This is a genomic window from Promicromonospora sp. NFX87, from assembly GCF_048564965.1.
Lineage (GTDB): Bacteria > Actinomycetota > Actinomycetes > Actinomycetales > Cellulomonadaceae > Promicromonospora.
Genome location: NZ_CP183413.1, coordinates 4,825,379 through 4,844,664, shown reverse-complemented (window position 1 = coordinate 4,844,664; position 19,286 = coordinate 4,825,379). Strand labels below are relative to the sequence as shown.

Annotated in this window: 17 protein-coding genes; 12 read left to right on the top strand and 5 right to left on the bottom strand. The window is 61.7% G+C overall.

Translation table 11 applies throughout. The features are described from left to right. Positions 1–1,253: 1,253 nt before the first annotated feature. The 8 genes from ACNYC2_RS21770 to ACNYC2_RS21735 all read left to right on the top strand — a co-directional run bounded on the left by ACNYC2_RS21770 (position 1,254) and on the right by ACNYC2_RS21735 (position 10,857). Entirely contained in the window at positions 1,254–1,538 is a 285-nt protein-coding gene (locus ACNYC2_RS21770; protein WP_419707878.1) for a LysR family transcriptional regulator, read from the top strand. A gap of 514 nt (positions 1,539–2,052) precedes the next feature. Next, on the top strand, positions 2,053–2,238 hold the full coding sequence (locus ACNYC2_RS21765) for a hypothetical protein (protein ID WP_419703788.1): 186 nt from the start codon (positions 2,053–2,055) through the stop codon (positions 2,236–2,238). 416 nt (positions 2,239–2,654) lie between these two features. Further along, positions 2,655–3,857 carry a JmjC domain-containing protein gene (locus ACNYC2_RS21760; RefSeq protein ID WP_419703787.1) on the top strand — a complete coding sequence of 401 codons (1,203 nt, stop codon included), beginning with the start codon at positions 2,655–2,657 and terminating at the stop codon, positions 3,855–3,857. Beyond that, positions 3,844–5,085 carry an MFS transporter gene (locus ACNYC2_RS21755; RefSeq protein ID WP_419703786.1) on the top strand — a complete coding sequence of 414 codons (1,242 nt, stop codon included), beginning with the start codon at positions 3,844–3,846 and terminating at the stop codon, positions 5,083–5,085. The genes ACNYC2_RS21760 and ACNYC2_RS21755 overlap by 14 nt, the downstream gene beginning before the upstream one ends. 162 nt (positions 5,086–5,247) lie before the next feature. Further along, a complete protein-coding gene (locus ACNYC2_RS21750) occupies positions 5,248–6,249 on the top strand; it encodes a JmjC domain-containing protein (RefSeq protein WP_419703785.1) in 1,002 nt (333 codons plus the stop codon). Between the two features lie 164 nt (positions 6,250–6,413). Beyond that, positions 6,414–7,331, top strand: coding sequence for an NAD(P)/FAD-dependent oxidoreductase (locus tag ACNYC2_RS21745; protein WP_419703784.1), 918 nt, complete (start codon positions 6,414–6,416; stop codon positions 7,329–7,331). A 23-nt stretch (positions 7,332–7,354) separates the two neighbouring features. Then, a complete protein-coding gene (locus tag ACNYC2_RS21740; RefSeq protein WP_419703783.1) occupies positions 7,355–9,409 on the top strand; it encodes a M13 family metallopeptidase in 2,055 nt (684 codons plus the stop codon). A gap of 962 nt (positions 9,410–10,371) precedes the next feature. After that, positions 10,372–10,857: a hypothetical protein gene (locus ACNYC2_RS21735; RefSeq protein ID WP_419703782.1), complete on the top strand. Its 486-nt coding sequence runs from the start codon at positions 10,372–10,374 to the stop codon at positions 10,855–10,857. Here ACNYC2_RS21735 and ACNYC2_RS21730 read toward each other — a convergent pair. The 4 genes from ACNYC2_RS21730 to ACNYC2_RS21715 form a co-directional block, all read right to left on the bottom strand. Continuing rightward, positions 10,843–11,472, bottom strand: a complete 630-nt coding sequence (locus ACNYC2_RS21730) for a hypothetical protein (RefSeq protein WP_419703781.1) — start codon at positions 11,470–11,472, stop codon at positions 10,843–10,845. The two genes, ACNYC2_RS21735 and ACNYC2_RS21730, sit on opposite strands and share 15 nt — an antisense overlap. Positions 11,473–11,486: 14 nt before the next feature. Beyond that, entirely contained in the window at positions 11,487–12,587 is a 1,101-nt protein-coding gene (locus tag ACNYC2_RS21725) for a hypothetical protein (protein WP_419703780.1), read from the bottom strand. Next, entirely contained in the window at positions 12,584–12,925 is a 342-nt protein-coding gene (locus ACNYC2_RS21720) for a hypothetical protein (protein ID WP_419703779.1), read from the bottom strand. Before ACNYC2_RS21720 ends, ACNYC2_RS21725 begins: the two co-directional genes overlap by 4 nt. A gap of 626 nt (positions 12,926–13,551) precedes the next feature. Continuing rightward, entirely contained in the window at positions 13,552–13,743 is a 192-nt protein-coding gene (locus ACNYC2_RS21715) for a hypothetical protein (RefSeq protein WP_419703778.1), read from the bottom strand. Between the two features lie 661 nt (positions 13,744–14,404). On the opposite strand from ACNYC2_RS21715, the gene ACNYC2_RS21710 reads away from it, so the two are divergent. The 4 genes from ACNYC2_RS21710 to ACNYC2_RS21695 all read left to right on the top strand — a co-directional run bounded on the left by ACNYC2_RS21710 (position 14,405) and on the right by ACNYC2_RS21695 (position 17,892). Further along, entirely contained in the window at positions 14,405–14,890 is a 486-nt protein-coding gene (locus ACNYC2_RS21710) for a hypothetical protein (protein ID WP_419703777.1), read from the top strand. 140 nt (positions 14,891–15,030) lie between these two features. Next, the gene (locus ACNYC2_RS21705; protein ID WP_419703776.1) at positions 15,031–15,996 is read left to right on the top strand and encodes a hypothetical protein; all 966 of its coding nucleotides are present in this window, start codon (positions 15,031–15,033) and stop codon (positions 15,994–15,996) included. Positions 15,997–16,078: 82 nt separating this feature from the next. Then, the gene (locus tag ACNYC2_RS21700) at positions 16,079–17,140 is read left to right on the top strand and encodes a hypothetical protein (protein ID WP_419703775.1); all 1,062 of its coding nucleotides are present in this window, start codon (positions 16,079–16,081) and stop codon (positions 17,138–17,140) included. Beyond that, positions 17,140–17,892, top strand: coding sequence for an ABC transporter ATP-binding protein (locus tag ACNYC2_RS21695; protein ID WP_419703774.1), 753 nt, complete (start codon positions 17,140–17,142; stop codon positions 17,890–17,892). The genes ACNYC2_RS21700 and ACNYC2_RS21695 overlap by 1 nt, the downstream gene beginning before the upstream one ends. A 265-nt stretch (positions 17,893–18,157) precedes the next feature. Here ACNYC2_RS21695 and ACNYC2_RS21690 read toward each other — a convergent pair whose 3' ends face one another. Further along, positions 18,158–19,258 carry an XRE family transcriptional regulator gene (locus tag ACNYC2_RS21690; RefSeq protein WP_419703773.1) on the bottom strand — a complete coding sequence of 367 codons (1,101 nt, stop codon included), beginning with the start codon at positions 19,256–19,258 and terminating at the stop codon, positions 18,158–18,160. Positions 19,259–19,286: the final 28 nt, after the last annotated feature.

The following is a 19,286-nucleotide window of genomic DNA, read 5'->3' as shown; positions in this document are numbered from 1 at the left end:
ATCACTGTGCGGCTCTCACTGGCCGCCGATTGTAGGTGTCGGTCGGTGCGTTCCGGCACCGCCAGAGACCAGCGAGCGGAGCCCGAGCTGGTCCTTGGAAGGTCTGGAGCCATGCTCAATAGGGTTGAGCAATTGCACGGGCGTTACGCGCCTAGCCACTAGTTGAGGGTGAGCTGTGATGGCTTAACCGGAAGGCGCGGGCAAAGTGCGGACGCCATGGGCGGCCTACCACGGAACGTCCCCACGCGAGCGTGGGGACGTTGTGTACAGAGTTCGCGCGAGGCGGTCTCTTCATGCTCGCGAGTCCAGAACGCGACGGCCACGCCACTCTGACTTGCATTGATGCGGGAACGAAGACACGCGGGGGCATAGGTGAGTCAACAAGTTCCGGAGATCACGGCGGTGGGTGGCAATCCGTGGGGCGCCTCGGACATTGCGGAGTTGGAGTGGAAGCTCGGGGCCAGCCGTGGATTGGCCGGTGCTGCCACGCAGGTCGTGCTGGATGGCCAAGCCACCGCGCCCGAGACCCAGGGAGGGGCGGAGACTCCCTTACGGGTGGCGTACCGGTCCTGCGACACTGTCGGCGAACGTGTCGTGACGTTGAACGACCGCTCAGCTGGTGTTCGCGTGCACCACGGCTTGGTAGCAGTGGAGCAGCGCTTGCTCGACAGCTTTCAGACGTTGGCGCTAGGCGCCTGGTGCCAAAGGCTTGGCGCCAACCGGGCCAGATTGGTGTCAGCTGGATCCGGGTGCTGCTGCACGCTGGGCTGGCCTAGGGCGGGCCGGGGAGCGTTGGGCTGGGGTGACCACGAATCGGCCGAGCGAGCCGGACACTCCGGATCAGGAGAAGGCCGCCTGGTCGTGACTGCCATCGCTCCGGGGCAGGTGGCGGTGTGTGTGGTGCAGACAGATGTGGTTTGGGCCGCAGTCAGCTCGGCGGTGTTCAAGGCACCCGAGGGCTCTCGCGACCCGGCTGTAGCCGAGAAGCACAGCGTGCTGAGTGGGATGACCGCTCAGTTCCCGCAAGCCGTCAGCCGCGCGGTGCCGGCAACCACATCCCCGCCCAACTGGACATTTTGCCCATCTCATAGGGCAGCTTTGCCGCGCCGCGGGGCGAATAGGGACGCCACCTCCGGGGCGCGGCCTCACGGGGTAATAGCCGACGTGCTGGCCATAGGGGCAGAGACAAGCGGTTGGTCCTTGCTCGTGGTTGAGCGTGTCCGCAACTCGACGAACGAGAGGTAGCGGTGTCGATGCCGGATTCAAGCCCTCCTGAACTCTTCGATGTTCCGATAAAGCACCTGCAGGTATTTGTCCTGTCTGCAGAACTCAACTCCTATGCGAGGGTTGCTAGGCAGTGTGATCTCGACGCCAGTTCTCCGAGCAAGTGGATCGCAAAGCTCGAGGTGAAACTTGGTGGCCGAACTCTCCTCGAGTACGACCCGCGCCGGGGAGTCGTCGAGCTCACCGAGCATGGACGCGCGCTGCTTCCAGCCGCCACTAGGCTCGTGAGCGCGGCCCGTGACCTCTTCCCCTAGTACGCACCGCTCCGCCGGCCCCGGACGTTACTTCGGAACGGACTCCGAGCCTCTGACTCTGCGCAGCCGGAGAGACCATGAACAGGGAGAGGGCATTCTGACCTGCAAGGACCTGAGTGTCGTGAATTAGATCTGCACATCAGGGTGCCCTGGAAGAACTCGGTGCGCGTGCTGCGGTCGATTAGCCGACTAGGAGGAGTCCAGGCCGAACACTGCGGCCAGGTACGAGGACCTGCCGATACCAATTGGCCGGTGGGGGCCCTCGCGTTCGGTTGGATCCGGGTCGTCTACGCCAGGTTCCGGGCCGTTCGAATGACCGATGCGCTACCGAGAACCGTAAGCAAGCACCCAACGCACAGGTCGGCGCCTCGGGCGGGTACCCGGCCGGCGTCACGACTCAGTCACGCTGCGTCTCGTGGGCTCGACCGACCAGATCACACACCGCCGCCGGAGTAACCCTGACCTGGCGGTCCGTGACTGACTCCGCATATGCCGCCCGTTACGCATGGGCTGCTTGCCTGGGCCCGCGGGCAAGCCCGACGTCGCCTGGGACATCTGCTTCAACCCTGCCTTCGCCAGATTCTGCGTGCCCGTCGAGCGGACGACCGCGCTGCTCAAGCAGTGGCGCATCCTCTCGACCGGTTACCGCAGCCGACTGGACGAACTCCCAACCGTCATCCACATCATCGTCGACCACTGAGACACGACCGCGCACGACGTTCTACGACATCGGAGAAACGCCGTTGGAGCTCGATCGAGCCCTGCGTGAACGGGCCACGCACACGGACCGGTCCGTTGCAACGCCACTGCGGCGTTTCACCCGAGGGTGCGCCAGTTGGGCGCTGGGGTACAGCGATGCCAACTCGGCAATGACTCCACGGAGCCGGATGGTCCAACCTGGTGATCGCACCGGGAACGACGGGTCGATCGCGAGCCGTCTCCGGATGCCAACCCAGGTGCCCAAGTGAGAGACGAGATCTGAGGGAGGTACGGACATGTTCGAAGTGATCGAGGAGAGCGAAGTTCTTCGCTGCTGCAACGACATCTTCTGATTCCCCGGTGGCCCCACACATGTGTGGGGCCACCAGGCCGGGTAGCCCACAGTTAGGAAAACGCATGGCCTCAATTCGAGTTCCGCAACTGTCTGACCTTGTCGGCGACACCGATGTCTTCTTCGAGGACTACTTCAACCGAAAGCCGATGATACGTCTCGGGGCGCTGAAGTCAGACGCCACCGAGCTGCTCTCTGCCGAGATGCTCGATGAGCTCCTTGTATCGGATGCGATCCGACCGCCATATATCGCGGTGACGAAGTCGGGCGAACTCGTACATCCACGCACCTACACCGAAACTCGAAGGATCCAGCGCGACACGATCACTGACGCAGTCATTCCGACGCGAGTCATCGAGCATTTCAAGACCGGGGCAACGATCACCTGGTCATCGCTAAATCACTATCTTCCCCACATTCGTCAACTGACCCGCGGCCTCAGTGAAGCTTTTGGGACGAGGAGCGACGCCGTTGGCTTCGTCACGCCAGCCGGCCGACGTGGCTTTAAGCCGCATCGGGACTCGGTAGACGTATTCGTGATCCAGACGGAGGGTACGAAGGACTGGCTACTCTGGAACCCGAGCCTCCAGCGTGACGGAGTCGCGGACTGGTATTCGCTAGAGGAACTGGGAGAACCCGACCACCGGATCACTCTCCAACCGGGTGACGTGCTCTATTTGCCGTTCGGAACACCGCACTGCGCTTCGGCCACAGAAACGACATCGGTTCACCTCTCCCTGATGGTCAAGTCACGTCGCTGGCGTGATATTCTCGTGGACTTGGTGACCGAGGCGGTCAGTTCGGATCTGAGGTTTGCAGGAAACCCACTGCTAGACCCAGAAAACGAGAAGTTCGAGATCGAACTTCGATCAGCGGTAGAAGCGCTGTCAGGAAAGCTGTCCGCGGTGCATTGGCGTGACGCAATCCGCAACCTGCGTTCGATGCCGCATGCGGGGGAAGGCTCCACCGCCAACGACTTCTTTACGTCGCAGATGGCGGCCGACTCGCTTGGAGCGTCTAGCGCACTGCGGAGAAGGACTGGTGCTCACGTCTCCGTGCAAGTGGACGAAGGTGCCTCTGATGGACAGCTTGAGGTGAACGGTTCAACCTATCGCGTCCCTCGTGCCGCGATCGACCTGGTCAAGCGAATCCTCGACGGCGAAACCATCCGCATCGACGAGCTTGACGGCGCTCCAAATCAGAACGTCGACTTCGCGCGATCGATCGTCCGACTGGAGATTGCCGAGGTGGTCGGTGGCTCCGACTAGGCCGGCGGATCCAACTACGGCGGCACCTCTTAAAAACAACCGGAACTTCCGTCTCCTTTGGGTCGGCCAAACATTCTCACAACTTGGCGCGAAGGTTGTCGCCATCGCGGCTCCGATGGTGGTGCTCGCTGAGACGAACTCTCCGACGCTCGCTGGAGCGGTCGGGTTCGTCGCTCTTGCCCCAAGCGTGATTCTCTACCTCCATGCCGGAGCATTGGTCGACCAGTGGAGCAAGAGACGCACACTGATCGCTTCCGAAGTTGTCCGTCTGGCTGTGTTGGTGTCGTTCGTGCTTACAACGATCATCTTTGGTTTCAACCTGGCAGCGCTGTGTGTTCTGATGGTCCTGGAAGGCGTATGCACGCTATTTTCGACGCTGGCCGAGCGTGCTGCGCTGCCGAGCTATGTGGTTGAGCTCGACTACCCAAATGCGTACAGCGTTAACGAAGTACGAACGCGCATAGGAACACTTCTCGGGCCATCACTCGCGGGCGCCCTGGTAGGTGTTGCCACAATGCTTCCGTTCGCAACAAGCGCCGTAATGGCAGGAGGTTCTCTCTTCACGGCCCGCCGGCTCCCAAGCGATGTCGCGATCTCCAGCAACTCCCCTAAGGTTCGTCGCAAACTGGAGGTGAAAGCCGGTCTGCGGTGGTTGATCGTCAACCCGTTCTTCCTCTGGACAGGGATTGCGGTGGCAGCTACCAACATCATTGGGGTTGCGTTCCCAATCTCAGCGATAGCACGGCTCGATGCAATGGGCGCAAGTCCGTGGGAGTCAGGATTAGTACTCGCAGCGCTCGGAGCGGGCGGTCTTGTTGGTGCGTGGATAGCACCCCGAGTCGTCGCGCGAGTGGCGCCAGCAGTCGTTGTGATCGGGTCGAGATGGGCGATCGGGGCTTCGTTACTCTGTGCCGCGCTGGCACCCACGCCCGCGTTGATGGCGGTCTTCCTCCCGCTGATCTCAGTTGCGGCTGTCATGTCAAACGTGGCCCTCAATTCAGTGCGCGCCGCAGCTGTCCCTGTCGATCTCCGTGCCCGGGTAGATGGTGCACTCGGACTGATCGGGGGAACGCTCGCACCAGTTGGAGCGTTGATCGCCGGATTGTTCGCTGATTGGTACGGCGCAGACAGAGGAATGGTGATATTGGCCATAGTAATGATACTTATTGCCGGCGCGGTAAACGCAGTAAAGACCATCCGGCGTGGAGTGCCTAGCGAGAATGGGTGACTAATGAGATCAATTGAAAGCCTACTCCAGCTTGATTCTGGGGATTTTCGGCGCCAATACTTCGGACGGGCGTCCCGCCACGCTACGCGCACCGGCATCGATTTGGTATCTGTTGCCGATCTGACCGAGCCGCTTATGCATCCCCTGGTCGAAGGCCGGAACGTGACCTTGATCAAGGATGGCGAAGCGCTAGACAGCAGGCGATACCTTGTCGGCGACGGCCCATATGTTCGAGTCGACGGGGCCTCCGTCGCGAGCGCGATGATGCAGGGATACTCGGTGGTAATGAACCGGGTCCACGAACTGTCGCCTACCGTCCGCAATCTTGCAGCCCAACTTGGGCAAGAACTGGGTGTCGAGGTAGCGGCCAACGCCTATATCACACCACCCGGGTCTAAGGCACTTGAACTGCACTACGACCACCACGACGTAATCATTGTTCAAGTGGATGGCTCCAAGCTCTGGCAAACATGCGCCTCGCCAGTGGTGGCGCCGACTAAAGAGCTGTCGTGGCGAGATATTGATTCGCGTGTCGCGGACGAGATTCTAAACTCGAACCTCGACCTACGAGATCTGAGGCTCGACAAGGGTGACGTCCTTTACCTACCGAGAGGCTGGATGCACCGAGCCCGGTCAGGTGAGTCACGATCAGTTCACGTCACTCTTTCCTTCGATCCTCAGACAAAGGCAGACTTTCTGATTGCGAACGTCCGCAGATCAGCCCTCGAGGATTCGGCCTGGCGATCAGAGAGTGCTTTGCAGCTAGGGCAGGGTAGTGAAGCGGTCGTGGCTGAGATGGCCGAACTGGCGCAACTCGTCCAGACCTTGAACCTATCGACGGTGCCCAACTCGGCCGGCCCAGTCGAGATCATTGATCCGCTCGCACTCGTCGATGCGATCGAGAATCCTGAGCGATTTCGATTCCGCGGCCGCAATGGCGCCGCCTGGTCGATCACAGGTGACGCCTCCGCGGACACTTTCGAGCTCAAGGCAGGAAGTGCACGTGTGCAGATGCCAACGGCGCTTCAGGCGCCCACTGAGGCGTTGCTGGGGCAGGCGTGGATGTCGACGGGTGACCTTGGGCTGCCGGACCTCGATGTCCCAGTTCGGGATTACCTTACTGCCCTGGTTCGGCTCGGTGTCATCTGCGCGTCGAAGGTCTAATGGGCGAGCGTCATCGTCAGTTGGGCGCCTTACCGCGGGTTCATTTCGTGTGTCTTTCCTGCGAGAACTGACTTTTTCGTCCCCAGATGACATCAGCGGATCTGGGATGGAGCGCAGCGTGCCATCCGCCACGAGGTCTCGTCCGAATAGGAGTCGTGAGAAATATGTATGACGCGGCAGTGATCGGTGGAGGGCCTGCAGGATTGCAGGCGGCACTAACACTCGGAAGGGTGCGACGTAAAGTCGCCGTCTTCGACTCTGGCATCTATCGGAACGGGCGCGCTGACAAAGTACACAACATTGTGGGATATGACGGGGAGTCGCGGGAGTCTTTCTTGGAGCAGCTCCGACAAACCGTCGGAGGGTACGACACGGTCGACCAATTTCACAGCGAGGTCACCTCCATAAGGGAGACGGATGGCGGGTACGTCGTGATCGCGAGGGACCGTGAGTTCCACGTGGAGGCGGTTCTATTGGCAACTGGTGTGCGTGATGTCCTACCGGACGTTGATGGTCTCAGTGAAGTTTTCGGAGCGGGCGCTTTCGATTGTGCGTACTGTGACGGGTTTGAGCTGAGGGGTAAAGACGTCGCATTGCTAGGAAATGGTCCTCACGTGGGCAAGGTTGCCCTGATGCTGGATCGGATCGCCCGGGGTTTGATCCTCATCCCCAACGGGGATGAGCTAGATGAACAGAACAAGCTGATCGCGAGGTCCACGCGAATTGGCATTCGTAACGGGCAGGTTGAGCGGATCAGTGCCGCACCATCGGGATTGCTGATCACATTTGAGGACCGGTCGGAGCTCATCGTTGGCGGATTACTGGCCGCTTCCTCTTATGTACAGGCTGCGCCATTCGCTGAGCAACTAGGTCTGCTGACGTTTGCTAACGGCTGCGTACAAGTGGATTCTGGTGGGCGGACTTCGAAGCCCGGGGTCTATGCGGCCGGTGATCTTGCGTACTCGGATGAGAACGTAGGACCGCGGCCTTTTCTCCTGGCCGCGGCTTCTGCTGGACTCGTGGCGGCCATGAGCCTGGACAAGGACAAGGTACTAGCCACGGTGCGCTCATTCCCAAAATGATCGGTGGCGTAGGTTGTCACAATGTGACACCCGTGGCCATTTTTGCTGCCGCGGGGGTTGTGTCGTTCGGAAACGCCACAGCATGCCTGAATAGTTGGATGGTTCTGAGGAGCGAAATTTTGAAGTACGAGCTTTCACTCGAAGTCCGCCCGCAAGACGACCTGTTTCGACACGTCAATGGGCAATGGATCGAGAAGTGTCAGATCCCAGAGGATCAGGCATCGAGCGGAATGTTCAGGCAGCTCCACGACACTGCTGCGAGCCGAGTGAGATCGATCGTCGAGGGAATGGGTCCAGGGACTCAGATCGGCGATCTTTATGCGAGTTTTATGGACACTGAGCAAATTGAATTGCAAGGGACGGCTGCGATAGACGATGAGTTGTCGGGGGTGCTTAGCTCGATGGACGCGAGCGCGCTCGCCCGTTCCTTTGGGAGCCTACAACGTGTGGGTGCAATTGGTGCCATCAGGTACTGGGTGGGTCCGGATCCGGATGACGCGACACTGAACGTCTTGCACCTGTCACACTCAGCCCTCGGGCTTCCGTCGAAAGCCCATTACGTCAACGATGAGCACGGGAGGCTCAGATCCGAATATGCCTCCCACGTCGGTTCGACACTTGAATCGGCTGGTGTTCTGACCAAGTTGGGTGTCGATGCTTCTACAGCCTCGGTTCGTGTGATGAGTCTGGAGGGTCAACTCGCGAGCGCTCACCCCGGTCTGACGGGGGAGCTTAAGGCCGAAAGCGCTGATAAGGGGTTTGTCCGTACGACGAGCGCTGCTCTTCGCGAACTGATCCCGCAATTTCCGTGGCACGTGTGGGCTGACGGGCTCGGCCTGCCAGCTGCTTATTCGAGGCACCTAGTGGTGCACTCCATCGATGCGTTGGCGAATTTCGGCAGGGTTTGGGCGCGAATGGATTTGCTTGATTGGAAGCTGTGGGCGGCGTTCTGTGTAGTCACTGCTCGCGCCCCCTATCTGCCAGAGGCGATAGCGCGACGTCACTTTGAATTTTACGGACGGACTCTTACGGGAGCGGTCAGGGAGGTCGATCGATGGCGTCGCGGCGTGGAACTTGTTGAAAGTTCTCTGGGCGATCTGGTGGGCCGCGAGTACGTAAACCGGTTTTTTTCTGAAGATGACAAGCTGAAAGTCGAGCGTATCGCCAGGCACGTGATATCCGCGTATCGAACTTCGTTAGTGGGTCTCGACTGGATGGCTGACGATACGAAGCATCTTGCTCTCTCGAAGCTCGATGCTCTGTCGTTGAAGATTGGCTACCCCGAAAGATGGCGGGACTATTCGTCGGTAAGGATTTCTCCTACGGATCTACAGGAGAATGTTCGCGGCCTCGCGGAGCACCGAACGCGTGAGCGTCTGAGGAGAATCGGCGTTGCGGTCAGCCATGGTGAGTGGGCCATGAATCCCCAGCGAGTCAATGCCTACTACGATCCACGCGCCAATGAAGTCGTCGTGCCGGCAGGAATGCTGCAGCCGCCATTCTTCGATTCTAGTGCCGATGAGCCGGAGAACTTCGGCGGAATAGGCTCCCTTATGGGCCACGAGATCAGTCACGCCGTCGATGGCTTCGGCGCTAAGTATGGTCCCGATGGCCGCAAGTCGGATTGGTGGACAGCCGAGGACTATTCTGAATATTCGGCGAGAGTTGCACCGCTCGTTGACCAGTACGTTTCCTACGTGCCAGCGCAGTTGGTTGGCGGTCCACTTGCAGTTTGTGTTGATGGCAAAGCGACTCTAGGCGAGAATATCGCGGACCTTAGTGGTTTGAGCATGGCGATCCGCGGTTTTTTGGCTTCCTCGGGCGATCGGCCGGAGATCGATTCGGCAGGTGACCGACTCGCCGACTTTCGGCTACTGTTTTTGAATTGGGCGCTAATCTGGCGCGCAAAGAGCCGAGACGCAGATGTTGTCGGCCGCATATCGGCAACCCCACATTCTCCGAACGAGTTTAGATGTAATGGGCCATTGCGTAACATCGACGAGTTTTACGAAGCGTTCGATGTGAACCGTGGTGACCGGTTGTACTTGGATCCAGGTTTACGCGTCCGTATTTGGTGACAGGGGGCAGTTGGCGAAGCTCGTGAAGCGTGGCAGGTTTGGATTCTGTATAGCGGGCAGATTATTTGGCTTCGCATCTTGCTCTTGATTGTCTTCGTCAGGTTTCGATGGCACTCGTCGTCGTCTGCGTCGGTCCCGGCAGGTTCGCGCTGGCGCTGCTCGTTCTGCGGGCGCCCGTAGAGCCGTCCGGATCATGCATTGGTTTGTCTGAACCCAGGTCTCATGTCAGGCGATCTGGATCGTTCGACGTGTGGATGGGCGCACTCGAAACAAGACCATCGGCTGGACGCTGGGCGCGTACGGCTGGTGGAGCTAGTAGCGGTGGTCGGGCAGCGTGGCGAGCTTCCCTCTTGGGCGCCGAAGCCGAGCAGGAACTCCAGGCGTTTGAGTTGGCTACGAGCGTGGCCTAGGTGACTTAGATTCCTGCTCCCGGTGCGCGCACGAGCTCGGCTTCCGATACCCGGGCCGACGGGCAGCACGCGGCGCCGTGGTCGTGGTGCCGATCACTCCGTTCGATTCTGCTGGCAGTACACTTTCGATTGCTGTATGGAACAGCAGAATGGGAGGACTTCGACGGGGCACCGATCGGGCTGTCAGTGCTTCGGCGACGTGGCCCGCAGGCGTGGTCCTAAGACGGAGTGACCATGGAACCGTTGGTCGTGGTGGAGAGTGCGGCACGACGACGCGCGCGAAGGTCCCATCGCACCCCCGAATGCAGAACACGCTCGGTCACGGCGGCCAGCGCGGCACTCGCAGATCGGTTTCATCTGACGCGAGAGCGGGCGAGAAGCTCGACCGTGCGACTGGGAACCGCTGTAGATCCCGATCGTGCTGTCGTTGGCCAACGTCGCGGTCTTCCCGCGATCGTCACTGTGTTCTGGCCGGCTGGGCTGTTGATCGGCGGACGGGTCCAGACGAAGTGGGCTAGCATCCCCGTGACAATATATCGACAGGGAACATAGATGGATATCCAGAGGCAGGTTGGTGACAGTTCGCGCGGTGAGTCGGCTGGAGCGGCACCTGGTCAGCGGCTCGGCGAGGCTTTTCGGCTGCGGCTCAACGAACTTTTCGTTGCGGCCGAGCGCGGAGGCAGGCGCGTCACCAATCGTGAGGTTGTCCGGTGGATGAACGATCACGGCTACGCGATCAAGGACGCCTACCTGAGCCAGCTTCGGTCAGGGCGGGCCAGTTCCCCTTCGCTGAAGATCATCGAGGGGCTGAGCGCCTACTTTGACGTCGACTCATCAGCGCTCTTGAGTGTTGACAATTCAGCTGTTCTCAACGACCTGCTGGACCAGCACGGTGTCCGGTCAATCGCCACTCGTGCGGCGGGGTTGTCGCAAGAGAACGTCGATGCCATCGCACGTCTGCTTGACCGATTCAGGGAGGCTGAGAACCTCCCACCGGTTCCGCCTGACGAGGCCGGCATTCCGTTAGGGGACAAGTAGCATAGTCGCGACTAGCCCGCCGCAGAACCCGACGATGAAGCCGGTGGCGACCTCGACAGGCGTGTGGTCCCTGACGTAGATGCGGGCGACGCCCACCAGGAGACTGAGCGCCAGGAGGGCGATTGCGGCAGGCCAGGAGAAGCTCGCGGCGATGCCCGCCGTGACGGACAGGACCCCGACATGGATGCTTGCCCGCACGAGGGGCGTGACCAGGGTCAGGGCGATGACTCCGGCGAGGCAGGCGGCGAGCAGCCGGAGCGTCAACGGTGGTGCGCCCACCAGGAGCAGCACCGTGATCGCGATGGCTTCGATGACGATGAGCCCGAGGAGGGCGACAAGGCGCTGCAGCCGGGGGCGGACGTGCCGGGACTCCCAGATTCCCAGGCGCGCCAAGCCGTGGATGAAGAGATAGGGGACTCCGGCGGCGAGGACGACGAGCAGGGGAACCTGCCACCACGCCTCTACCGGGTCGGCCGATAGCAGCCCGATGGTGAGCACGCTCGCGGCGACCGTGTATCCGGGCGCAAGGACCTCGGTCGTGATCCGGGCCCAGTGTGGTTCTGATCGTGTCTCTTTCATCAGGTCCGTCTCGCTCGTCGGTTCCGTTTCACTCATTGAGTTTGTCTCGTTCATCGGGTCATGGAGGCGGTGCGCGCCTCGCCCTTGTGACGGTTGGCGATCGATTCCAGGGCGCTGCCGAGGCGAGGTAGAGATGACTCGTCCTTCAACTGTTCAGTCCAGTCGGCGGGGCTGGTGCTCCGCGGTTCGCCATTGGTGAGTCGCGCCGCCGCCATCTTGAGTTGGTGTGCAACGAGGACCTCCGGTGGCGCTTCCTGCGTACGTGCCGACAGCGCATCCCGGTCGGCTGCCGTGGAATAGTGCGCAAGCGTTCCGATTCCGTCCAGGATCTGGATCGTGCGGTGATAACTGTCCACGGCCTTGTCGTGCGTCGGAGGCGGAACCGTTGCCGAGACTGCCGCCGTGACATACCGGTGCAAGTAGGCAAGGCTCGAGCGCTGCTGCCGAGCGTGGACAGCCGCCGAGGTCAGTTGTCCAACGAGGCCGATGGTCGTCAACACGCTTGATCCGACGATCAGATAGCGAGTTTGGATTCCGAGTACCAAATGTGACCCGTCCGGGTCGCGCATCTGCTGCAGGAGCGCCAGCAGGCTGACGACCGCCCAGATCGTGGCCAGCCCAGCACCTACGGCGGTGAGGTCGCTGCCCCATCGAAGCTGCCAGATCCGTCGCGATCGTGATCGGAGAGCGGAATAGGCGAACCAGGCCGTGGCGCCGATGAATGCTCCGTAGAACACGACCCAATAGGCCGCCATGAGAGGCTTACCCGACATCTGCGAGTCCAAATCGGCGGCGACCCACGGACCGCTCGCCGCGAACGTTGTGACCATCACTGCCGCTGCGCAGAGACAGGCTCCCACGACGACAGGCGTTCTAGGTGTTCTCGCTGTCAGCGTCTGCATCACCCAGCCGGAGATCAGCACACAACCTACGACCAGCGCGATGTGCTTGGTGACCTCATCGACCGGACTGTCCGTGACCTGGCGAAGATGATCGACGACGGGTTGTATGCGGAGTGCCGAGGCGATCGCGACGCATCCTAGACCGAGGGGTAGAGCGGCGTCGGATCGCTTGCGGGCGCGCACAGCCGTCCAAGTAGTCGCGCCCACGAAGACAGCGACCGCAATCCAGGCGAAAATCCCGACGTTCATCTGTACAGCTCGAGTGCCGTGAGGCGGTCACTTGTGCCGCCTACTGCTGCCAATGAGATCATCAATTGACTTGCTGCCGCCTCCACGCGTCGCTCGGTCGGGTCGTCGTAACCGTCTCGGCGCTCCTCGTTTCGCTCGTGCTCGGGGTTATCGAGGGCTTCCGCGATGTGTATGAGTTCGTGAGCGATGATGTGCGCACGATGGAGCTCGGTGACCGCGTGAACGGTATTCACGATGATGCGATCGTGGTTGGGGAAACCGAGCCACATTCCGGACAGACCTGGACCCAAGTCTTCATCCATCACGGTGAGAGGGCGCTGACGCAGGCCCTGCACCACCTCGCAGGCCTCTTCAATGCTCCGAACGCGGTCGAGCCGGTACCTCTGTAGCGTTCCCAATGCGTCCCCATGCCTACGTGGAGCCGCGTGCCTCGTGACAGCAGCCATGGTCATTGGCGACAATATACCTATCTTGTCGCCGTCCTGGCAGCGATTGGCGGGATCATCGGTCAGATTCTGACATGACGAGAGGATGTGGCATCCAGGGCCTCGGTCAGGTCATGCCCGAAGGAGCGGGTGGGTGGAGTGGCCGGGATCCCTGCTGTGATCTGGTGGCTTCGGCCGTAGAGCCCCAGCCCTGTCGCGCCCCACTCGGACTGCGTCGTACCCCGCGCCGCGAGGTTCGAACCACCGTGAGCAACTGGCAAGTGGGTGCATCAAATTGGTTGCTGAGGTGGGTGCCGCGGCGCAAGAGAGCGTGACCACACGCGCTGAAATGTCAGATTGGCTCCGTCAATCTCAGCAGGACTGGGCCGCACGCGTGGCTCGCCCGGCTCCTGACCGGGGCGCCAGCGAGATCGTCAACCACGCACCGCTCGACATTCTTCGAGTGGAGTTCGTCTCGGAGCTGCGTGCGTGGCTGGCTACAGCTGGCCTTGCACGGACGCAGGATGGCCCGCTCGCGCTCATGGGTGACGAGATCGAGTCGAATACAACGCTCCTTCCTGGCGGCCGTTGGTCAGCCAGGCTTCCTGGAACTCGTCGATCGCTTGGTCAAGGGCGCTGCTCGCGGCTTCAAACCCGTGGACGCTGTGCTGGGCGCCGTTGAGCTCGTACTCAGCGAACGGGCTGTTCATCCGGCAGCTGGTGCCGGCCATCTCGGCTGCGACACGGATGGCAGGCGCCGCGGCGTCGGCGACCCGGATCGCGGTCTGGACGTCGAGATCTTGTTGCTTGGTGACCTGGTCGTGGTCGCCCCACCTGGTGTGCGGTGACCGCGCCGTTGCTCGCCACGACCCACGCGGCATCCGGCCCGAGCTGTGACGCGACAGGCAGCGCTCTCACAAGCGAGCTCTCTGTGGCAAGGGCGAATTTGCTACCGGGCTGCTGGGCTGCCCGGACCTGCCCGACCGCCGCGGTGGCGGGGCTGCCGGTGCGGACTAGAGTCCCGCCGATGCAGGCACGCGGGGAGGAGCGGCGCCGAAGCTTCTCATGCGTGGAAATCCGCCTCCTCGGCCTCGCGGGCTAGCTAGAGGCGGCGAGATGTTCCCTCTGGTTCCTCTTCTGCGGCGTGCGCCATGTTGGCCATGAGTACATGGCCTGCCTGGGTGGATCGGCTGGGGCGCGAGCGGGAAGCGCGGCGGAGAGCGGGCCGGAGCGGGATGGCGACCGAGCGGGTGAATTTTCAAGCTGTGCTCGCAGTTTTGTTGACACTAAACTTTTGCATGTCTAGCGTCCATGTTGTCCCAACGGGACGACGCGGGCCCTTCCTGGGCGGCGTCGCACGGTCGGCTATTCCAAACTGTGGAGGATGCAGGCGTGAAGATCATGAAGAGAGCGACCGCGACCGTTATCGGCGCGGCTATGCTCATCGGCGCGGGCGGCACGGCGGCTTACGCCGCACTCGTCTATGAGCACGGAAACAACAAGGCTTGGAACTCCGAACTGGTACAGCTGTACTACTACGGGAGGGTCCAGGCCCAGGGTAGCGAGTGGTGGAACATCGACGGCCAGCAGCGGTGGACCGTGAGTGGCTTCCTCCGCTACTACAACGGCGGCCACGGCGACACGGGCCGGCTCTACACGGCCTCCGCCTCGGGCCGGAACGACGGCACGATCCGTCAGCGGGATCGGTACTACGGTGACACCCTGGATCCGGCGGCGGACTCCACCCGATTCAACTACGGATGGTCGACCGCACCGCTCAACGAGGTCTTGGTCGCGGGAGATGACGCGGACCTCCGCGAAGTGTCTTTCACGGTCCCCGCGAGCTCTGAGCTCGACGGTGTGACCCCGGCGAAGTAGTCAGGCATGTGGTCGTGGCTGTGGGCGCTCGTCGCCCGCAGCCACGACCACAGGACACGACCACAAGATGAGAGCGGTGTTGTGTGAGGGAGCGGGTCCGAGATCGAGTTTCCGCCGGGCTGATCGCAGGTGTGCTTGGCTTGGTGGTTTTGGCCATTGTGACGCAGGTCGCTGATGTTATCGACCGGCGCGATCCGTTAGCGGGTGGTTTTCCCGCGGACGAGACGGTCGGCATGTCTGTCACTGCTTCACCCGACGCGTCGGCAGATCCCGCGCAGGTTGCGCGCGACCTTCGTGATCTGCTGTTCACGACGGATGCAGACGTAGACATGGTCGTCGACTTCACGACTGCAGGTCCGCCGGTGGCTGGGTACTTTAGCACCAGGCCGGCGCCACCTCGCGGTTATGAAGTCCGGGGTCGCTGGTTCAATGACGACGAACTGCGTTCTCCGCGCGCCGTGATAGTGCCCAGGTCAGACTCATACATCATTAACGTGCCGGACCGCGCCGGGGAGGTTGTTCCGTGGGCTGATGCGGCAACGGTGATCGGTTCCTACTCGACTGGTGGAGCGAACTCTCCTGAGTACCTGCAGAACCTTTCGTCGCTTGATCTCGCAAATGGATACTATTTTGTGCACACCGCTGATACCGAACTCCTGGCTCAGATCAGGGATGTATTTGTGAACGCCGAGTATCTTGTTGACATCTACCCGGTCCGCAGTTCGACCAGCATCGCGCTGTCGAGCAGGCCGTTCGTGCTCGGCGCTATTGGGCTCATTGCCGGGATTGCAGTGTTGTTAATTGTCCTCTTCGATCGTGCGGTCGCTTCGATCAATAGGTGGCGAATCCACCGTTTGGTCGGAGGTTCTATCCGAGCGATCGCCAGGATATACGGAACCGACGTCGGCATAGGCCTGCTGGTTGGTGTAAGCGTTGCCGCTTTGGCAGGGGCTGGGACGGTTGCCGCGGTGCGTCCGCAACTGTTACACCTCATCGTCCAACCGTCCGTGCTGTTGCCCCTGCTGGCGGTTGTGCTCCTTGGCTCAGTTGGGGCATACCTTGCCGCCGTCGTCTCCGTGAGGAGGGCCAGTGCAGGCACTAAATGATGGGCTTGCGCGAGCTGGGGACGTCTTCGGCCTCGCGCTCCGCGATATGTGGCGAGCTAAGGGCCGATTTCTGCTGCTCAGCATGCAGGTGATCGTCGGCACGTTCATCATGGCGGTCGCATCGACGGCACTTCTCGACGGGAGCGCAGCGGTGCGCGCCATAAGGACTCTTGAAAATGCGCATGCGACGATGTTCTCGATCGTGTACCCAGACGCGGGCGTGGGGCGTCCAAGTGTGCCGACCGAGGGGCTGGACGCATACTTGACGCGGACCCTCGACGGTTCGACGCCCAGCCACTCCTTGGTGGTGGGGAACTACTTCAGCGACGCAAGCGTGACTCATCCTGTCGTCGTCGGGATCGGTGGGTTTCTTGAGTTCTGGGGCATCGACGATCCAAGGAAAGATAGAGAGCCAGGGATCTGGGTTGGCTCGAACGTCCGGGAATATCGGGTGGGTGACACCATAGATCTCGGACCCCATGTTGCAACTGTGCGTGGACAGCTTCCTTCAGGCACAGCTGTCTTCGACCCGTGGAACGGCCTCGTCGACCTAGACGATTCTCTAGTTCTCACTTCTTCATACGCCTGGTACCGCGATGAGGCGGTGGGCTCGGGGGCGCAGGCATCGTTTGAAGAGATCACGCAGAGCCTTGTGATGTCAGAGGCATCTCCCCGTGAGGTGGAGACGTATGTGCGTACCGTGAGCCAGAGCTCGGATTATCACGTTCTTCCGAGAACGGCCGAGGGCAGCCGGCAGTATTTTCGTGACCAAATTTTCTGGGCGTCAATCCAGCTCGCGATGGGTCTCGGGCTTCTCGTGGTGGCCGGTATCGGAATCGTGTCGATGGCAACTCGGCTCGTCCGCTCCAATGTTCGTGACTTTGCGATTCGACGCCTAAGCGGAGCGACCGTTCTGGAGACAGCTTTGCGTGTCGTGATCGCGATCGGCCTGGGATTTGCCGTGCCAGCAGTTGTGGTGTTCGTTGGATTGGGCGCCGTACCCCTGCCGGAGTTCGGCAGGCTTGGTGACTTGGTTCCGGCATTCGTGATCGGGGTAGCGGTTCTAGTTAGTGGAACAGCGTGGTGGGCCTCACGGATCGTGCGTAAAGCCGACCTCGCTCAAGTCGTCAGGGAGGAGCGCTGATGGATCGCGCGATCGAAGTAGAGAACCTCGTCAAATGGTACGGGAGCGGCGAATCACGAACCCATGCGCTGCGAGATGTCACGTTTTCTGTCGACGCCGGCGAAATGGTTTCGATCACGGGACCATCTGGCTGTGGAAAAAGCACACTGCTGTCGATCGTGGGCCACGTGACGGCACCGACCGCTGGAGTGGTTCTTGTCCGGGGTAAGGAGATGACCCGTGCCGACGACCGTTCGCTGGCCGCTTTCCGGAACTCCACGTTCGGATATCTGCTGCAAGAGTTCGCACTGCTGGAGCGCGACTCGGTCTTGGAGAACGTCGAACTGCCGCTTCGTTACCGACGCGGTCGGGTCGGTAAGGTCGCGCGACGCCGGATGGTGGGTGAGATTTTGGAGCGCCTCGGGGTGGCGCGATATGTGGATCGGAGAGTCGCTGATCTGTCGGGCGGCGAACGGCAGCGTGTGGCCCTTGCTCGGGCGCTGATAACCGACCCACCGATACTGCTCGCGGACGAACCGACTGGTGCGCTCGACTCGGAGAACGCGGCGGCCGTCTTCCAACTCCTGCGTAAGCAGGCTGACGAGGGCCGAACCGTGATGGTGGTGACGCATGACACCGAGATGGCTGCTCTGTGTGATCGTCAGATCGCCATGCGTGATGGGCATGTAGTGGAGTCCCGCGACGAACGTGGAGATGGCGACGGTTTGTCAACGGCATCAAGGGAGACAAACGAGGCCGTCCGGCCGCGGTGACATGCAGAGCTTGGGATTCCTCCGGCAGCCAGAAGCGTTCAAGGTCTACGTGCTTCAGGGCCATCGCTCACCAACTTCATGGAAGGAGCCGACGACGACCTGCCGTGTCGTCCGGTGTGTTCGGAGACTGGATTCCGCGGAACAATGACTGGGAGAAGGTTAGGAACGGTGGTCCCGCTTCCTGGTGTGGGCTGGCCGGGGCGGGAGCAGCCGGTCCCGTCGATCGGTGTCGTAGTTCTTGTTCGGGACACCGATCGTCCGAGGTCTACGTCGGTACAAGCCGTAGCGCCGGTCGCTCGTCTGCTTCCCCCAGAAGCTTGCGGACCGTCGCTGCCGACCATGCGAGCTCTTGGGCAAGGGACGGTACGGTCACTCCGTTGGCGTCCGCGAGCTCGACGGCTTCGCGTAACAGGCATGGTGTCTCGCCGGGAAACTGGCCGACCGGTTGTGGCGCGAAGGCCCCTTCGTTCTGCAGCTGGTTGAGCATGATGTAGGCGCGTCGCGCGGTGGAGTCCGACAGCAGTCCGACTTCGCGGCTGCGATATATCAGGGACTTGATCGAGACGCCCCACTCGTCGCTGAGCTGGTTCCATCGCTGGAAGTCGACGCGGCGCGGTAGCCGGTCGCGGATGACCAGGCCCGGCGTGAGGAACTCGGCGGCGAACCGATCTGCCTCGCGCTCAAGCTGAGGGTCGCCGCCGACCTGGTCGGCGTGGAGGACCAGGTGCCCGAGTTCGTGGGCGGCCGTGAACCTGTGCCGGAGCACGTCGTCGGCACGGTCGGGAGCGAGCACGATGATCGGCCGAGACAGGGCGACTGTCGAGAAGGCGTCGATGCGTCGCACCTCGGCGTCTGCCAGCGGTGCGAAGACCACAGCGATCCCGTGGTTCTCGATGGTCCGCACGACGTGCGCGACAGGTCCTGAACCTAGTCCCCACGCCTTGCGCAGGGCGCGCGCAGCCGCGTTCGGGTCTTCGGGGAAGGCCCCTGGCTCGATCTCACCACCAACGAAACCGGGAAGGGCGACTGGAGGGAACCGGACGTGCCGCTCGATCGCGTTCACCAGCTCCCAGACCTGCTCGGCGTAGGAGACCGCCTTCGCACGCTGCTTCGCCGTGGTCGACCGCAGACTGCGGAAGTAGGTGTCCGCCGTCTCCAGCCGCGCCATCGGGCGACCGGCCGCGAAGAACTGGCGCGGCACGCCGAGCTCGGTAGCCATGCGCACGATCAGGTCTGGGCGCGGCGGCGTCGCTCCTGACTCGAACTGCCCGACGGCGGTAGCTGATACCCCGAGGGAGGCCGCCAGGCTCTGCTTGGTTCGCAGGGCGAGCAGTCGCGCTTGCCGTAGCCGGTAGCCGTCGAACACCCGAGCAATCTGACGGTCAGTGAGCCGG